This window comes from Leisingera sp. CC-HEC093 (genome assembly GCF_059429195.1).
Genome location: NZ_JCAIJR010000001.1, coordinates 1,199,003 through 1,215,579, shown reverse-complemented (window position 1 = coordinate 1,215,579; position 16,577 = coordinate 1,199,003). Strand labels below are relative to the sequence as shown.

General features: G+C 60.4%; 15 protein-coding genes. 8 read left to right on the top strand and 7 right to left on the bottom strand.

Annotated elements, in window-relative coordinates:
• The first annotated feature begins 136 nt into the window (after window positions 1-136).
• A complete protein-coding gene (locus tag AC5STB_RS05805; protein ID WP_495442025.1) occupies window positions 137-538 on the top strand; it encodes a VOC family protein in 402 nt (133 codons plus the stop codon).
• 64 nt (window positions 539-602) lie between these two features.
• On the opposite strand, the gene AC5STB_RS05800 is transcribed toward AC5STB_RS05805, so the two are convergent.
• Both AC5STB_RS05800 and AC5STB_RS05795 read right to left on the bottom strand, forming a co-directional pair.
• On the bottom strand, window positions 603-809 hold the full coding sequence (locus AC5STB_RS05800; RefSeq protein ID WP_039184356.1) for a cold-shock protein: 207 nt from the start codon (window positions 807-809) through the stop codon (window positions 603-605).
• Window positions 810-1,056: 247 nt separating this feature from the next.
• Complete coding sequence (locus AC5STB_RS05795; protein WP_495442024.1) at window positions 1,057-1,623, bottom strand: helix-turn-helix domain-containing protein; 567 nt, start codon at window positions 1,621-1,623, stop codon at window positions 1,057-1,059.
• 198 nt (window positions 1,624-1,821) lie between these two features.
• Between AC5STB_RS05795 and AC5STB_RS05790 the strand changes: the two genes are divergently transcribed.
• On the top strand, window positions 1,822-2,997 hold the full coding sequence (locus tag AC5STB_RS05790) for an acetyl-CoA C-acyltransferase family protein (protein WP_495442023.1): 1,176 nt from the start codon (window positions 1,822-1,824) through the stop codon (window positions 2,995-2,997).
• A 263-nt stretch (window positions 2,998-3,260) separates the two neighbouring features.
• Window positions 3,261-3,668 (top strand): response regulator, encoded by a 408-nt coding sequence (locus AC5STB_RS05785; protein WP_495442022.1) that lies wholly within the window; start codon window positions 3,261-3,263, stop codon window positions 3,666-3,668.
• Window positions 3,669-3,670: 2 nt separating this feature from the next.
• Here the strand turns inward: AC5STB_RS05785 and AC5STB_RS05780 are convergent, their stop codons facing one another.
• The 5 genes from AC5STB_RS05780 to ubiE all read right to left on the bottom strand — a co-directional run bounded on the left by AC5STB_RS05780 (window position 3,671) and on the right by ubiE (window position 11,267).
• Window positions 3,671-4,810, bottom strand: coding sequence for a sensor histidine kinase (locus tag AC5STB_RS05780; RefSeq protein ID WP_495442021.1), 1,140 nt, complete (start codon window positions 4,808-4,810; stop codon window positions 3,671-3,673).
• A 135-nt stretch (window positions 4,811-4,945) separates the two neighbouring features.
• Window positions 4,946-8,236 (bottom strand): chemotaxis protein CheB, encoded by a 3,291-nt coding sequence (locus AC5STB_RS05775; RefSeq protein ID WP_495442020.1) that lies wholly within the window; start codon window positions 8,234-8,236, stop codon window positions 4,946-4,948.
• Between the two features lie 85 nt (window positions 8,237-8,321).
• On the bottom strand, window positions 8,322-8,711 hold the full coding sequence (locus tag AC5STB_RS05770) for a response regulator (protein WP_495442019.1): 390 nt from the start codon (window positions 8,709-8,711) through the stop codon (window positions 8,322-8,324).
• Window positions 8,712-8,981: 270 nt separating this feature from the next.
• Entirely contained in the window at window positions 8,982-10,511 is a 1,530-nt protein-coding gene (gene ubiB / locus AC5STB_RS05765; RefSeq protein WP_495442018.1) for a 2-polyprenylphenol 6-hydroxylase, read from the bottom strand.
• Window positions 10,512-10,514: 3 nt separating this feature from the next.
• The gene (ubiE, locus tag AC5STB_RS05760; RefSeq protein WP_495442017.1) at window positions 10,515-11,267 is read right to left on the bottom strand and encodes a bifunctional demethylmenaquinone methyltransferase/2-methoxy-6-polyprenyl-1,4-benzoquinol methylase UbiE; all 753 of its coding nucleotides are present in this window, start codon (window positions 11,265-11,267) and stop codon (window positions 10,515-10,517) included.
• 86 nt (window positions 11,268-11,353) lie between these two features.
• Here ubiE and mutM point away from each other — a divergent pair, with 86 nt between their 5' ends.
• The 5 genes from mutM to rarD all read left to right on the top strand — a co-directional run bounded on the left by mutM (window position 11,354) and on the right by rarD (window position 16,574).
• Window positions 11,354-12,205, top strand: a complete 852-nt coding sequence (gene mutM / locus AC5STB_RS05755) for a bifunctional DNA-formamidopyrimidine glycosylase/DNA-(apurinic or apyrimidinic site) lyase (RefSeq protein ID WP_495442016.1) — start codon at window positions 11,354-11,356, stop codon at window positions 12,203-12,205.
• A gap of 63 nt (window positions 12,206-12,268) precedes the next feature.
• Window positions 12,269-13,045, top strand: a complete 777-nt coding sequence (acuK, locus tag AC5STB_RS05750; RefSeq protein ID WP_495442015.1) for an acryloyl-CoA hydratase — start codon at window positions 12,269-12,271, stop codon at window positions 13,043-13,045.
• Window positions 13,046-13,263: 218 nt separating this feature from the next.
• Complete coding sequence (gene rpsT, locus AC5STB_RS05745; RefSeq protein ID WP_475034080.1) at window positions 13,264-13,527, top strand: 30S ribosomal protein S20; 264 nt, start codon at window positions 13,264-13,266, stop codon at window positions 13,525-13,527.
• A gap of 547 nt (window positions 13,528-14,074) precedes the next feature.
• On the top strand, window positions 14,075-15,487 hold the full coding sequence (gene dnaA, locus AC5STB_RS05740) for a chromosomal replication initiator protein DnaA (RefSeq protein WP_495442014.1): 1,413 nt from the start codon (window positions 14,075-14,077) through the stop codon (window positions 15,485-15,487).
• A gap of 184 nt (window positions 15,488-15,671) precedes the next feature.
• Window positions 15,672-16,574: an EamA family transporter RarD gene (gene rarD / locus AC5STB_RS05735; protein WP_495442013.1), complete on the top strand. Its 903-nt coding sequence runs from the start codon at window positions 15,672-15,674 to the stop codon at window positions 16,572-16,574.
• Window positions 16,575-16,577 lie beyond the last annotated feature (3 nt).

Below are 16,577 nucleotides of genomic sequence, written 5' to 3'. Positions count from 1 at the left end.
GCGTGTCTATCATAGCGGATACACTTCCGGAATACAGGATTTCAGCATTGCGGAAAAAAATCCGTGAAACTGGACGCGGCGGGTGGAAATCTGCCAGTTCGGGCTATCTGCCCCTGCAACAGGGAGGCGCAGACCCATGGCAAAGGTCACAGGAATCGGCGGGGTGTTCATCAAGGCGCGCGGCGACGCAAAGGCGCTGGCGCAATGGTACAGCGACCATCTGGGGCTGGATCTCACGGATTTCGGTGGTGCGATCCTGAACTGGCAGAATGACCAGGCAGAGGACGGCGGCCTCACCGTCTGGGGCACGGCCGATGCGGACGGCACCTGGTTTGACCCCAGCACTGCCGGTTTCATGATCAACTATCGGATCGACAGCATGGACGGGATGATAGCGCAGCTCACGGACGCAGGCATCCCGATCCTGCAAGGACCGAAAACCCATGAAAACGGGCGCTTTGCCTGGATCATGGATCCCGAAGGCAACAAGGTGGAGCTGTGGGAGCCGAAACTCTGGGATGAGAAAAACAAGGGCTGACACCCCAAAAGAAAACGCGGCCCCCTTTCGGGGACCGCGCTTCCAATCAGCAAAGCTGTCTGGCTTATGCCAGTTCCAGGTTCACCGCCGACTCGCGGCCGTCACGGCCGGGCTCGATGTCGAAGGTGACTTTCTGGTTGTCTGCGAGGCCGGTCAGGCCCGAACGCTCAACAGCGGAAATGTGCACGAACACATCTTTGCTGCCGCCCTCGGGCGCGATGAAGCCGTAGCCTTTGGTGGTGTTGAACCATTTTACGGTGCCGGTGGCCATATCCGTAGTCTCCTGTGTGTTTGCTGCCCGCGGAAGTGCGGCAGCCTGGCGTAGTCGGTCTGGATCGAGAGACTGATAACGCCGCAGAAACGGGAGACAGTGGATCGACAAGAATAACGTTAGCGCACCACATATGGGCCGGTCCCCCGAGTCGTTCAAGGGGAATGTGCATAAAAGCTCTCGCAAGAGGGTTTTCTGGCCGATGCGCGGGGTCCGGCACCCGCCTGTGGGGGCGGGCGGGTATGTCTTACGCGTTCTTTACAATCAAAAATACCCGCGCAGGCCCATCGGGCGCAGTGATCGAATGGGCCGCATCGGCGGCATAGCGCGCGGTGTCGCCGGCCTGCAGCTGGTCTTTGGCGTTGCCGGAACTGACCGTGATCTCACCCTCCAGAACTGTCAGCTGCTCCACCGTGCCGCGGGTGTGGGGCTGGCTGATCAGCGCGCCGCCCTGGTCGAACCGGATGTCATAGACTTCGTGGCCCCCGGCCTCTTCCGGGGGCGACAGAATGCGGATGCGGCAGCCCTGGCCCATGTTCTCGATCTTGGGCACATCCGTTGCGCGCAGCACCTCGATCCGGTCCTGCATGTCGCCCGCTTCCAGCAGCCCGGCAAAATCCACCTGCAAGGCGCGGGTCAGGTTCCAAAGCGTCGCAATGGTGGGGGAGCTTTCGCCGCGCTCGATCTGGCTCACCATCGACCGGCTGACGCCCGACAGGTTGGCGACCGCCTCCAGGCTCAGCCCTTGGGCGCGGCGCGCTTCTTTCAGGCGGGCGGGCAGCAGGGTCAGGATATCGTCTGTGTTTTCCGTCATGACGGATTCTCTGCGCTTGCGGGCGGCATTTGTCAATTGATCCGGCAAATTGCGGATGCTGCGCCGCGGCGGTGCACAGGGGGTGTACAAGGGGTGCACGGGGGGTGACGCCGCGTTGCTATGACGGCACGTCCCGGCAGACAGGTTTATGCTGCGGGCGCATACTGGCGCCAACGCAGGAGTTGAGGAGAAAGACCAATGACAGATATCGTGATCCTGGACGGTGCCCGCACCGCCATCGGAACCTTTGGCGGCGCGCTGGCCAGCACGGCGCCGATCGACCTGGCAGCCACCGTGTCAAAGGCCGCGCTGGAACGCTCCGGGGTGGAGGGCGGCCAGATTGGCCATGTGGTGTTCGGCCACATCATCAACACCGAACCCCGCGACATGTACCTGAGCCGCGTTGCCGCGATGCAGGCGGGTGTCCCGGACGTGGTGCCGGCAATGAACGTGAACCGCCTCTGCGGCTCCGGCGTTCAGGCAATTGTGTCAGCTTATCAATCGCTTGCCCTTGGTGACGCAGAGTTCGCCCTGGCCGGCGGCGCCGAGAATATGTCGCGCAGCCCCTACATCCTCCAGCAAAGCCGCTGGGGTGCCAAGATGGGCGATGTGAAATCGCTCGACATGATGCTGGGCGCGCTGAACTGCCCGTTCGGCACCGGCCACATGGGGGTAACGGCCGAGAACGTCGCCGATGAACACGGGATCACCCGCGCGCAGATGGATGACTTCGCCTTCACCAGCCAAACCCGCGCCGCTGCAGCGATCGAGGCCGGGCATTTCAAATCCCAAATCACCCCGGTTGAGGTGAAGGTCAAACGCGAAATGGTGCCCTTTGAAGTGGACGAGCACCCCAAGGCAACCACGCTGGAAGCCCTGGCGGGCCTCAAGGCGGTTTTCCAGAAGGACGGCCGGGTAACTGCAGGAAATGCCAGCGGAATCAATGACGGAGCCGCGGCCCTGGTGCTGGCCACGGCCGACGCGGCAGAGAAGGCCGGGCTGAAACCGAAGGCCCGGATTCTGGGGTATGCCCATGCCGGCGTGCGCCCTGAAGTGATGGGCATCGGCCCGGTTCCCGCTGTTTGCAACCTTTTGGAGAAAATCGGTCTTTCGGCCGGCGATTTTGACGTAATTGAATCCAACGAGGCCTTTGCATCGCAAGCGCTGGCAGTGAACAAGGAACTGGGTCTGGATCCGGCCAAGGTGAACCCAAACGGCGGCGCAATCGCGCTGGGCCACCCGGTCGGGGCCACTGGTGCCATCATTACCCTTAAGACACTTTATGAGCTGGAGCGGGTCAACGGTTCCAAGGGGTTGATCACGATGTGTATCGGTGGCGGTCAGGGCATTGCCCTGGCGATCGAGCGTCTTTGATCGCAGCAGGCCGGGGCAGGCAAGCGGCCTGTCCCCGGCTGTGCACTATAATGCAGCAGCACCAGAAGCCTGAATCTGGAATACGCCAATAATTTTACGCTACCATGTTCACCTCATGCAATTTAAGGTAGTAATAAGAACGCCAAGGATCACCGGAGGACTCACTGGGAAAGTCCAGTCAGTCCGGCACGCGGCTGCATCTCCTTGGCGGTGTGAGGGCTGGCAGGACAGATAGCATTTTGCATGATCCCCGGTCAGTCTGCATGTGCGATAAGAGGATTGCTGTGACGGCCAAGGTTTTGCTTCTGGAAGATGACGAGGGGGTGCGGTTCACCTTCAGCATGGCTTTGCAAGACGCCGGGTATGAAGTGAAAGCCGTCTCAAGCTGCGCAGAAGCGATTGCCGCGCTATCCGATTTTGAGCCTGGCATCCTGATCCTGGATCTGAAAATCGGCGAAGAAATGTCGCTGCCAGTGGCCGATTACGCTGCCCTTGTGCGCCCGGAGATTCCTGTGGTCTACATCACCGGCAGCCGTCTGTTCACCGGCGGTGAGCTGTTCGGGCTGAGCACTAATATCCGCTGGGTGCTGCACAAACCGGTCAATCTGCCCGACCTGATCAGCATGGTTGACTACGTGACAGGCACGGCGGTTCCCGCAGAAGCGAGCTAGGGTCAGCCAAAGGAAATCGTAAAGACAGCCCCTTTTCCGGGTACGGCATCCGCAACGAATGACCAGTTGTGCCTGCGGCAGATTTCGGCGCAGGTAGACAGTCCGATGCCGCTGCCCTCAACGTCGCGGTTGGCGCGATGGAATGGCTGGAGAATCAGATACTTGTCTTCTGGGGCGAAGCCGGTTCCATTGTCGGAGACAGAAATCTCCCATTGGTCCCGGCCTGCGCCATCCATCCGGATTGAAACTTCCAGGCCGCGCTCCGGGTGCCGGTACTTGATGGCATTGGACAGGAGATTGGTCAGGACAAGATGCAGAAGAGTGGGGTCTGCGTGCAGCCGGAAGCCGGTGCCGCTGACCCGGATCTTGCCGCCGCAGGATTCCAGCTCGCGCGCCAGGCTTTCACAGGCTTCTGAAACCGCGTCCTGTACGGCGATATCTTGTATGTTTATCCCTGCGGATGTTGAAACAGAATGCTCCAGCAGTTCAGTTGTCAGCCGGTCAATCTGACCGGTGGCCCGGGTCATGTGCCGCAGAAATTCCCGGGCGGATTCCGGCAGTTCTGCGGCATAGTGATCGGAAAAGAACTGCAACGAGCCTGCCAGTGTGTTGATCGGGGTGCGCAGATCATGAGAGGCGGCATGGGCAAAAGCCTCCATCGACAATAGCGTTTCCTGCAGTTTCAGGTTGGCTTCCTTGGCGCTGCGCAGTTGGCTGCGCAAATTGCTGCGCAGTTCGTTCATGTGCCGCAGAGAGTCTGCGGTGGTCCGCAGCTGATCGTGTGTCAGCAGCATAAGCCGTTCGCCCTGGGTATCAGATTTCAGCAAGGAAACACGGAATTCCGTTTCCTGTGAAGCGCTTGCCCGGAGGCTGCTTGCCATGGGCAGGGTCGCAACGCCATGGGCAGTGCCGTGCCGGAGCCTGGCGATCACACGGTTTGGTTTCAGAAGTGTCAGGCTGCTGATGCAGGTGCCATTCAGGGCGCCGCTGTCCGGCGGCACATCGGGGGCAAAGCTTCGTTCAGCCCGCCGGTTGCAGACCAGAATGCGGCCGTTCCAGTCGAGTATGAATGAGGCGTAAGGGGACGCCAGGTAGGCGCTCCCAAGAAGGCGGGGGGCCGGGCTGTTCTCTGGCGCAGTCAACAGTGTGCACCTGCCGGATACAGGCCATAAGGCTGAGAGCCGCGGCAAGCAGAGTTCAGCAGGCTCATCAGGGGCGATGGTGCCTGGCACTGGCGCTGATCGGGCAAACACTTAGCGTAGCCAATCACCCGCGGCTTACTCCGCTCCGACGCGGGTGAGCTGTATTCCGCCAAAAACATGTGTGGTGCGGCCGGATTTGTCCTGCCGTGCCTGGGCAAACAGCTCTCCGCCAGCATAGCTGCCTTCACCGTTGCGCAGCCGCAGCGGGTAGTTGAAAGCTTGCCCCATTGTCAGAACATCCTGCAGCCCGTCTTTGATGAATTCCCGGTCCTCCGGGTGAACGCGGTCCAGGAGCATCTCCACGGACGGCACGTCTGAGCCTTGGTCATACCCCAGCAGGTTGTACATCGGCGGGTTCCAGACCGGCACGTTGTTCATCACGTCAAAGGAGAAAACGCCGACAGACAAATGGTTCTGTACTGCAACGCTGCACCCGAGCATCATTTCGCGCTCATCAAATTTGGCCTTGTCCCAGCACACGCCGATCAGCTGGATGTTTTCGCCATGCGAATCCTGGAACACCATCAGGCTACCCGCGATGTTCAATGTGGTGCCGGTGTCGTCAAAGAACCGCGCCTCGAATTCGAGGGCGCCGCCGTTCTCCAACAGCGCGTCCAGCCTTGATTTCAGGTTGGCACGGTCTTTTGGATGGACCCTGGAAAGAAGGCCATCAAGGCTCAGGCCTTCTGTGTCATCCTTAATGCCGAGGATGGCATGGGTTTCAGGGGCGAGATACGTTTCGCCGGTTTGCAGGTTCTGGGTCCAGAAGCCGACCCGCGTGACCTTGCTGACCAGCCGCAGAACGTCATTGAAAGGCTCATTATCGAAGCGTGTCACAGTGATCGAGAGCCCGATTTGTTTTTGATGCAGGTCCAGGACCGGGGACAGGATCAGGGTATAGTACTGGCTTCCGGACAGAACTGGAATGCGCCGGGTTTCCTGAAGCCGCAGCACGGTATTTGCGATCGGAGCCAAGGCCGGGAAACCGCTGGGCAAATGGCATTGGCTGAGGTGCAGGCCGGTTGGAGGAAGCTCGCCGATGCCAAACACGTCCTGGGCCACGCGCGACAGCCGACGGATAATCAGCGCCTGGTCCGCCAGCGCGACGGCATAGGGCGAAGAGGCCAGCATCGCTTCCAGTTCCGAGGCGAGCGCCTGGCGCTCTGCCGAGCTGATCTGCAATTCCTCGTTGACGGTCAGCAGCTCCTCATTGGTGGATTGCAATTCCTCGTTGGAGGTTTCCAGTTCTTCATTGGTGGCCTGGAACTCCTCGTTGGTGGATTGCAGTTCCTCGTTGGAAGACTGCAGCTCTTCGTTGGCTGTTTGAAGCTCCTCGATGGTTTGCTGCAGCGCCTCCTGAGTGGAGCGGATTTCCAGCTCCATCCGCTCAACATAGTCCCGCTGTTCCCGGTCGGAAATTTCGCTGAAGTTCAGCTCATTTTCCTCCTCGAACTTGGAATGGATTGCCAGCAGGCAATGCAGCTCGCCGTCCTTGTGGTTGAAGAAGGGGAAGGCTTGCAGCTGAACGCGGTTGCCGCAGGGCAAAGAGACTTTATGCCAGCGCCCGTCGCGGCGCTCCTCAGTGCGGGTGGCCACCGCAATCAGGCTGGCAGCCTCGCTGCGCAGCGGGTCGATCAGCATCTTTACGTTTAGCGACGTCGACATTCCGGCGCGGATTTCGGTGTAGACACTGATGTCCCCCAGAACTTCGATGATGTCGCCGTTGCGGGTGCAAATTATGCCATTCGGTGCAATCGCCCGTGCCAGCGAAAGTTCCGCCTGCGCAGCCTGTTCAGCCACCGCTTGCGCCGCTGACCGCCGCATGCTCTGCGTCCGCAGGTAGGCGCTGCCTGGCGTGCTGGGAGAAACTGTCAGTTCTCTGGATATGCCGCGGCGCTTGCCAAAGATCTTGTCCGCCCCCTGGCGGGCCTCGAAATAGATGCCCATTTCCCCGACAGTTTCCGAAGTGCCAAGGAACAACAGCCCGCCTGAGGCAAGGGAATAGTGCAACCGGGTCAGGACACGTTCCTGCAGCGCCAGATTGAAGTAGATCAGCACATTGCGGATGGTGACCAGGTTAAGATTGATGAAGGGCGGATCCTGGAACACATTGTGCTGTGAAAACAGTGTCACATTGCGCAGCTCCTGGCGGACCGAGATGTCGCTTTCGCCGAGAGTGAAGTATTCCTTCAAGTACTGTGGGGGAATGTCCTGCGCCGCAGAGATCGGGTAAATCCCCTTGCGCGCAACCTCAATGGCGTTCTGGTCGATATCCGTAGCGAAGATCTGCACATTGTTCTTGGTCAGCGCGTGCAGCCCACCGAGCAATTCAGCAATCAGGATCGCGATGGAATAGGCTTCTTCGCCGGTGGCGCATCCCGCCACCCACACCCGGATAGGGCCCGGTCCGCGGTTGGCCAGCTGTTTTTCCAGCTGTTCGCTCAGTTTCCGGAACTGCTCAGGGTCGCGGAAAAAGCGGGTGACCGAGATCAGCAGATCGCGGTGAAGTGCGTCGACCTCATCCAGGTTTGACCGGCAGTAATCAACATAGCTGTCGTAGTCTTCGATACCCAGCGCTGTCATTCGCCGGGCAATCCGCCGGTTCAGTGTGTTTTCCTTGTAGTTGGCAAAATCCACCTGGGTGCGGGCCAGAAGGATGGCAAACAGCTCGCTCAGCTTGCTGGGTTCATCCGCTGCGGGGCGCAACAGGGCCAGATCGCGCGGGCGGGTTAGAATCTTCTCGAAATGCTCGCCGATTTGCTCCGGTGTCAGGGTCAGATCAATACATCCGGTTTCAATCGCAGAGGCGGGCATGCCGTCGTATTTTGCGGAACCGGGATCCTGAGCAATGGTAATGCCGCCGCATTCCCGGATTGCCTGCACACCATAGCTGCCGTCGCTGCCTGTGCCCGACAGCACGATCCCGGCGCTGTTTTCACCACATTCTTCGGCAATGCTTTTGAACAGCCGGTCGGCGGAGGGTTTCGGGGATGCCGGGTGCCCTGCGGGGTTGCGCAGCAGCAGCTTGCCGTCATTCAGCACCACATCGGTGTCCGGCGGTGTGATGTAAATGGTTCCCGGCACAGGGTCGGTTTCGCGCCCCAGCTCTTTTACGGGCAGCGAAGTTTCGCGTGCAAGCAACGATGTCAGCACGCTTTTGTGGGTCGGAGACATATGCTGTGCAATCACATAGATTGCATTGGCGGCAACCGGAAGGTGCTGCACGAGATGCGACAGCGCTTCCAGACCTCCGGCCGAAGCGGCCACACCAACTACATGAAGGCTGGTGCTGCTGTCCGCAGAAGCGTCCGGGCCGTTATCTTCGGGCGAGACCGCTGGATCTTCTGTGGTCGTGCGCTGTTCCATGTCTTCCATTTATCTTCAACCGTGGTGCAAAGTTGCTGTGCAGAGAAACCTTCCGACCTCCAATGGGGCGGGCGGCGACAGCGGCCTAGGCGGCAACGCAATATTTGTCGATCAGCTTCAGAAGCTGGCCAGGCGTCACTGGTTTCGGGGCGAAACCGTCCATGCCTAATTTCTTGACAGTGGCATCGTCGTGGTAGGCTGCATCAGCCGTCACAGCGATGATCGGCACATTGCTGGGGGGATTCATTGGGGCCTCTCGGATCTGCCGTGTCGCCTCAAGCCCGGAAACCCGCGGCATGTGCAGGTCCATCAGCACCAGCCCGTATTCGTTCGGCGCGCTGCACAGCATATCGATGCTGGCTTGCCCGTCTTCAGCAATCTCGACGTCGACGCCAAGCGCCACAATGATTTCCCGCATCATGTAGCGGGTGAATTCATCGTTTTCGACGAGCAGGACTTTCCGCGGGTTGTTCATCAGCTGGTTCCGTCTTTGCTGAGGCTGCGATCAGAAACGGGAATCCGGTCACGGCATTGTCTCAAGGATGACTCAGCCGACCTCCCGAAGATTCTACAAAGTCAAGTATTTCAGCGGGATGACCGGCCTGGGGTCCCAGTGGCATCATGGGGCCGATTGCACTTGCGGTCAACGTGTCCCGGGCGGCAGTAAATCCTCTTTTGCGTGCTTTTCATCCGCGGAACAAGCGTGGAGGCCTACGTTGGCGGGCCCGGCTGTCTTCGGCCGTGGTCAGATCAGCAAGGACAGGACTGCGAAAAGGCCGGCACCGCCCGCCGCCCCCAAAATGGCGGGAGCAATCCAGCTTTTGCTGCTGCGCGGTCTTGCACCGTTCTGCGCGGCCTGGGCGATCAGCGCTTGTTCCACCAGCGCCGGCAGGCGCGGTCCGAACCGCGCCATCACCTTGGCGGTGTCCAGAAGGTCGGTGACCACGGCGCGGGGGCCGATCGACTTCTTGATGTAATCCTCGACCACCGGGCGGGCTGCTTCCCAGATATTGATATGCGGGTCGAGCGAGCGGGCGACGCCCTCAACCACCACCATGGTGCGCTGCAACAGGATCAGCTCGGTGCGGGTTTCCATACCGAACCGCTCTGTCACCTCGAACAGGTAATTCAGCAGGCGGCCCATTGAAATCTGCGAAGCATCCATGCCGAAGATCGGCTCGCCCACGGCACGCAGGGCGCGGGCGAATTCATCGACGTCATGGCTGGCGGGCACATAGCCTGCCTCAAAATGCACTTCGGCCACGCGTTTGTAGTCGCGCTTGATGAAACCATAGAGGATCTCGGCATAGACCCGGCGGGTGTATTCGTCGATGTGACCCATGATGCCGAAGTCATAGGCGATGATATCGCCATTTGCTGCAACCTTGAGGTTGCCCTGGTGCATGTCGGCATGGAAGAAACCGTCGCGCAGCGCATGGCGCAGGAACAACGACAGCACCCGGTCAGCCAGGATCTTGCGGTCGTGGCCGGCCGCATCCAGGGCGTCATTGTCGCCGAGCGCAATACCATCGGCCCAGCCCATGGTCATCACCCGGCGGGCGGAATAGGCCCAGCGGATTTCCGGCAGCTGGAAGCCTTCGTCTTTTGCCGTATTGGCTGCAAACTCCGAGGCGGCGGCGCTTTCCAGCCGCAGGTCCAGTTCGCCCTGCACAACACCGTCGAAATGCTCGATCACATCCATCGGCTTAAGGCGGCGGGCGCCGGGGGCAAACAGGTCGACGATGCGGGCCGCGAAATAGAAGGCGTCCACATCCTTGTTAAAGGCGCGCTCAATGCCGGGGCGCAGCACCTTGACGGCCACTTCCTCGCCGGTATCCGCCAGGGTTGCCCGGTGGACCTGGGCGATAGAGGCGGCGGCAATCGGGTCGCTGAAGTCCGAGAAGATTTCGGAAACCGGGCGGCCCAGTTCTTTTTCCACTTCGGCCAGCGCAGCGGCGCGGGAGAACGGCGGCAGTTTGTCCTGCAGGACACGCAGCTGGTTAGCGAGGTCTTTGCCCACCACGTCCGGCCGGGTCGAAAGCACCTGCCCGAATTTGATATAGGCAGGCCCCAGCGCGTTCAGCGCGCGTGTTTCGGGCGGCATTGCCGGGTCGCCCTTGTAGCCCATCCATTTGAACGGCCAGCCCAGGGTGCGGGCCAGGATGCGCAGGGGTTTTGGCGCCTCAAACGCTTCCAGCACAGAATGCATGGCGCCGGTGCGCTCGAAAGTGGCGCCTGTGCGGATCAGGCGCAGTATGTTGTGGGGGCCGCGCATAGATCAGATCTTCCAGCCGGAGTGCAGACAGGCGATGCCCAGCGACAGGTTGCGGTACTTGGCGTTCCCGAACCCCGCCTGTTTCACCATGCTCAGGAAGGTCTCCTGATCCGGGAAGTTGCGGATTGATTCCACCAGGTACTGATAGCTGTCGTAATCATTGGCGATCAGCTGGCCCATCCGCGGGATCACATTGAAGGAGTAGAGGTCGTAAAGTTTCTGCAGCCCGTCGTTGGGCAGCTGCGAGAACTCCAGCACCATCAGCCTGCCGCCGGGGCGCAGCACCCGGTAGGCCTCGTTCAACGCTTCCTGCGGACGGGTGACGTTCCGGATGCCGAAGGAGATCGTGTAGACGTCAAAGGTGTTATCCTTGAACGGCAGCTTCATCGCGTCGCCGGTGACCCAGTCGAGGCTGTCGGCCATCTGCTCCGCCTCGGCGCGTTTGCGGCCTTCTTCCAGCATCGGGCGCGTGAGATCCAGCACGGTGGAATGGCCGTGGCCTGCGCGTTTCAGAAAGCGGAAGGAAATGTCGCCGGTGCCGCCCGCCACATCCAGCAGCCGCTGGCCGGGACGCGGCGCCAGCCAGTCCATCATTGCGTCTTTCCAGACCCGGTGGATGCCAACGCTCATCACATCGTTCATGATGTCGTACTTCGAGGCGACAGAGTTGAAGACCCCCTGAACGCGGCCTGCCTTCTCCTCCTCGCGGACGGTTTCGAACCCGAAATGGGTGGTGTTTTCGCTCGTATCGCTCATGAGGCTTGCCGTTTGCTGAATTTCGCCCTTGTTATAAGGCGCTGTGGGGCAGGCACAATGCGGCCCATTGGTTCAGGAGGGGTGTAATGCCAGAATTGCCCGAGGTCGAGACGGTGAAACGCGGTTTGGCGCCTGCGATGGAGGGCGCGGTGATTGCAAAGGCCGCCGTGAACCGCCCGGATCTGCGCTGGCCGTTTCCGCCAGCGATGGCGGAGCGGCTGACCGGCGCGCGGGTCAACGCCCTTAGACGGCGCTCGAAATACATTCTGGCGGATCTGGATACGGATGAGACTCTGCTCATCCATTTGGGCATGTCCGGACGGATGACCGTTTCGGGGGATCCGCTGGGGCGGTTCGCGCATGAGCACCCGCAGGCAGAGAAGCACGACCATGTTGTGCTGGACATGGACAATGGCGCCCGCATCACCTTCAACGACCCGCGCCGGTTCGGGGCGATGGATTTGCTGGAGACGGCAACTGCGGATTCTCACAAGCTGCTGGCGGTGCTGGGGCCTGAGCCTTTGGGCAATGATTTCCACGAGGACCATCTGATTGCCGCTTTCAAGGGACGCAACACACCCGTGAAAACGGCATTACTGGATCAGGGAATCATCGCCGGGCTTGGTAACATTTACGTCTGCGAAGCGCTGTTCCGTGCGGGAATTTCGCCGCGCCGCAGGGCCGGGCAGATTGCCGCGCATAGGGTCGCGGCGCTGGTGCCGATCATCCGGCAGGTGCTGCTGGATGCTATTCGCGCAGGCGGCTCTTCGCTCAAGGATTTCAGGCAAGCCTCTGGCGAGCTTGGATATTTTCAGCATAGTTTCGATGCCTACGGCCGCGAAGGAGAACCCTGCCGGCGCGAGGGTTGCGCTGGGTCTATAGCCAGAATCACTCAGTCGGGGCGCTCCAGCTTCTACTGTGTAAAGTGCCAAAGATAGCTTGATCAAAGGGACCCTTTTGGTAAGGACTCGGATCTGAACGGAACAACCGAAAGAGAAATCATGGCCTACGAGACGATCAACGTCGATGTGCAGGACCACGTTTGCCTTATTAAACTGAACCGCCCGGAGGCGATGAACGCGCTCAACCAGGAACTTCTCGGCGAGCTGTGCGATGCGTTGGAAGAAGCTGACGCCAGCGACAAAGTGCGCTGCATCGTGCTGACCGGCTCTGAGAAGGCCTTTGCCGCGGGTGCCGACATCAAGGAGATGTCGGAGATGACGTTCACCGAGGTGTTTTCCATCAACCTGTTTGCCGATGCAAATGACCGTATCTCGGCAATCCGCAAGCCCATCATCGCCGCTGTGGCTGGCTATGCGCTGGGCGGCGGCTGTGAGCTTGCGATGCTGTGCGATTTCATCATCGCGGCGGAAACCGCCAAATTCGGCCAGCCTGAAATCAACCTGGGTGTTGTTGCGGGCATCGGCGGCACGCAGCGCCTGACCCGTTATGTCGGCAAGTCCAAATCGATGGACATGAATCTAACCGGCCGCTTTATGAACGCCGAGGAAGCCGAGCGTGCGGGGCTGGTGTCCCGGGTGGTGCCGGCCAAGAAGCTGATCGAGGAAGCAACTGCGTCGGCCCAGAAGATCGCGGAAAAATCCCTGCTGACCGCGATGGCAGTCAAGGAAGCGGTGAACCGCTCCTATGAGCTGCCGCTGAACGAGGGCATTCTGTTTGAGCGCCGGGTTTTCCACTCGATGTTCGCCACCGAAGATCAGAAAGAAGGCATGGCGGCCTTCCTGGAAAAACGCGAGGCGCAGTTCCGGGACAAGTGATCCCGGTAGTTGGCGCAGACGATCAAGCGGCGGGCCAAGAAGCCCGCCGTTATTGCATTCCGGGCCAGCACGCTTGCATTTGCGTGCAGAGTTGGATAAACGCCGCCCTCATACATGCGCGTGCAGCCCGCTCAGGCTAGAATCACACCGGTGGTCCGACCCGGGTTTGGCTGGCATTGCGTCCGATTGAAACAGAACCCGAGATAAGGTCAGACACCATGGCAAATTCGCCCCAGGCCAAGAAGCGCGCACGTCAGAACGAAAAGCGCTTTGCCGTCAACAAAGCCCGTCGTTCGCGCATCCGCACCTACCTGCGTAAAGTTGAAGAAGCTATCGCTTCCGGCGACAAAGAAGCTGCAACCGCTGCTCTGCGTGCGGCTCAGCCCGAACTGATGCGCGGCGTCACCAAGGGTGTGTATCACAAAAACACCGCTTCCCGGAAAATCTCGCGCCTGTCCGCACGCGTGAAGGCCCTGGGCTGAGATTCGCTCCGCTGAGCAGGCTCACGAGCCGTTGAAAAGTTGTCAGGGCGCTGCAAATTGCAGCGCCTTGTTTTTTGGGAAAAGCCTTGGCTGGCTGCTCCGGGTGCAGGAGATTCTTTGCCGCCAAAGACAGAGTCAACATCATAGTTTCGTTGCCGCTCCCCCCCTCAAATTGCTACCACTGTTTCAGCGATTCACTCGCTGGGGGGACAGGCTGCTAGCGGCAATCTTGACGGGCATCAAGGTTGCCAGGTTGCTCGGCACAGGGCGCATTTCTTGCGCGGTACTGGCCGGGATCCACTGCTGTATCGGTTATGGTCAGCAGCCTTGTCTCAATTGTGTGCGATATTGTTCGTAACGGCAGAACCGCCGCACGCTGCGGCTGTTTTTGCTGTTTCAAGCGAACGTCTAGCCTTCGGGCAATGCGGCCACTGCTGGTCCGCACACGGTAACCCTGTGCGTGAATGCCCCCCGGGTGGTTGGGGGTAAGAATAGAATTGGCCCGGCAAAGGGGCCGCTGCTTTTTTGGGGATGCGTGAGGCGCAGCATGACAGAAGAAAAATGGGGACAGCTTAGAAACCGGCTGTTGAAGACGGTTGGTCAGAACAACTTCAAGACCTGGATTGAACCCCTTGAATTTGACGCCGTGGACGGCGGGGTTGCCGTCTTTAAGGTGCCGACAAATTTCATGGGAAACTACGTCAGCCAGAACTTTGCGGATCTGATTCTGCATGAGCTGAGCATGGCCGGCGAGCATGTGCAGCGCCTGGCGTTCCGGGTTTCTGCGAACAGCCCGGCCCGAACTGCTGGGCCTGCGGCCTCTGCTGAGGTTTATGACGGAACGGAGAGCGATGTGGCGGTCATGACCGCGCCTGCGGCATCGGCAGCTTCCTCTGCCGGAAAGGACACGCTGGAAGCGCTTCAGGCTGCACCGCTGGATCCGCGCTTCACCTTCGACAGCTTCGTCGTCGGCAAGCCGAACGAGCTGGCGCATGCTGCCGCGCGCCGCGTCGGCGAGGGCGGTCCGGTCACATTCAACCCGCTGGTTCTGTATGGCGGCGTGGGCTTGGGCAAGACCCACCTGATGCACGCCATCGCCTGGGAGCTGAAGGAAAAAAACCCGTCGCTGAACGTGCTGTACCTGTCCGCTGAACAGTTCATGTACCGGTTTGTGCAGGCGTTGCGCGAGCGCAAGATGATGGATTTTAAGCATCTTTTCCGCTCAGTCGATGTGCTGATGGTGGATGACGTTCAGTTCATCGCCGGCAAGGATTCGACCCAGGAAGAATTCTTCCACACTTTCAACGCTCTGGTGGACCAGAACAAGCAGATCATCATCTCTGCCGATCGCGCCCCGGGTGAGATCAAGGATCTGGAAGACCGGGTGAAGTCCCGCCTTCAGTGCGGCTTGGTGGTAGACCTGCACCCGACCGACTATGAACTGCGTCTGGGCATCCTGCAGACCAAGGTGGAGCAGCAGCGCCAAACCTACCCGGATCTGCGCATTGCAGATGGTGTGCTGGAATTCCTGGCCCATCGCATCTCGACCAACGTCCGCGTGCTCGAAGGGGCGCTGACCCGGCTGTTTGCATTTGCATCCCTGGTGGGCCGCGAGATCGACATGGATCTGACCCAGGACTGCCTGGCAGACGTGCTGCGCGCCTCCGAGCGCAAGATCACCGTCGAGGAAATCCAGCGCAAGGTCTCCGAGTATTACAACATCCGTATGTCCGACATCATCGGCCCCAAGCGCCTGCGCTCCTATGCGCGCCCGCGTCAGGTGGCAATGTATCTGTGCAAACAGCTGACCAGCCGCTCTCTGCCCGAGATCGGCCGCCGGTTCGGCGGGCGCGACCACACCACCGTGATGCACGGCGTGAAGCGCATCGAAGAGCTGAAGCTGACCGATGGCCAGATCGCCGAGGACGTCGAAATGCTGCGCCGGTCGCTGGAGGCGTAACACCCGCGCAAAGCGGAAACTGCAAACCCCAAATTGCACTGCGGCCCCGGTTTCCGGGGCCGTTTTTTGTTGCTGCGCGGCCGGCAGGGTGACCCATAATGGCGGTAAATGCCCGGTATCACAGAAAACGAAGTTTCAAGGTGCGCAAAACCGGTCATAACGGCGTTCTGGACAGGAGTGCGGCATGACAGATCAGAGCCCCGAGAACTTGGATTCCCCGCGCGGGCTGGCCTTTGCTGTCACCGCCTACTTGCTGTGGGGCTTTCTGCCGCTTTACATGAAGGCGCTCTCGCACATTCCGGCGGCGGAGGTTGTCGCACACCGGGTGATCTGGTCGGTGCCGGTTGCTGGCGCGCTGCTGATTGTCCTGCGCCGTACACGGGATCTGCGTGCGGCGCTGAAAAATCCCCGGATGCTAGGGATGGCCTGCATCACCGCGGCGCTGATCTCCGTTAACTGGGGGATCTACGTCTGGTCGATCGCAGCCGGGCGGGCGCTGGATGCCGCGCTTGGCTACTACATCAACCCGCTGTTCAGCATTGCGCTCGGTGCGATCCTGCTGCGTGAGCCGCTCAGCAAAGCGCAAATGGCCGCCGTGGCGCTGGCCGCGGCTGCGGTGCTGGTGCTGACGCTGGAGGCGGGCAGGATACCCTGGGTGGCGGTTGGCCTCACCTTGTCCTGGGGCTTTTATGCCTTCTTCAAAAAGTCCCTGCCGATCGGCCCCAATCAGGGCTTCCTGCTGGAAGTGCTGATTCTCCTGGCGCCTGCCTTGGGGTATTTCGCCTACCTTACTGCCACCGGCAGCGGCAGCTTCGGCACCTCGCCCGCCGACACTTGGCTGCTTTTGGGCTGCGGCGTGGTCACAGCGGTGCCGCTGATTGTCTATGCCAACGGCGCCAAGCTGGTACGGCTCTCGACCATGGGCATCCTGCAATACATCGCCCCGACGATGATCATGCTGGCGGCGGTGCTTCTGTTCGGCGAAGATTTCGGCCGTGCCCGGATGATCGCATTTCCAATGATTTGGGCCGCATTGGTGATCTATTCGGTGCCGATGATCCGGCAGATGCGCAAGCGTCCCGGCTGAGGC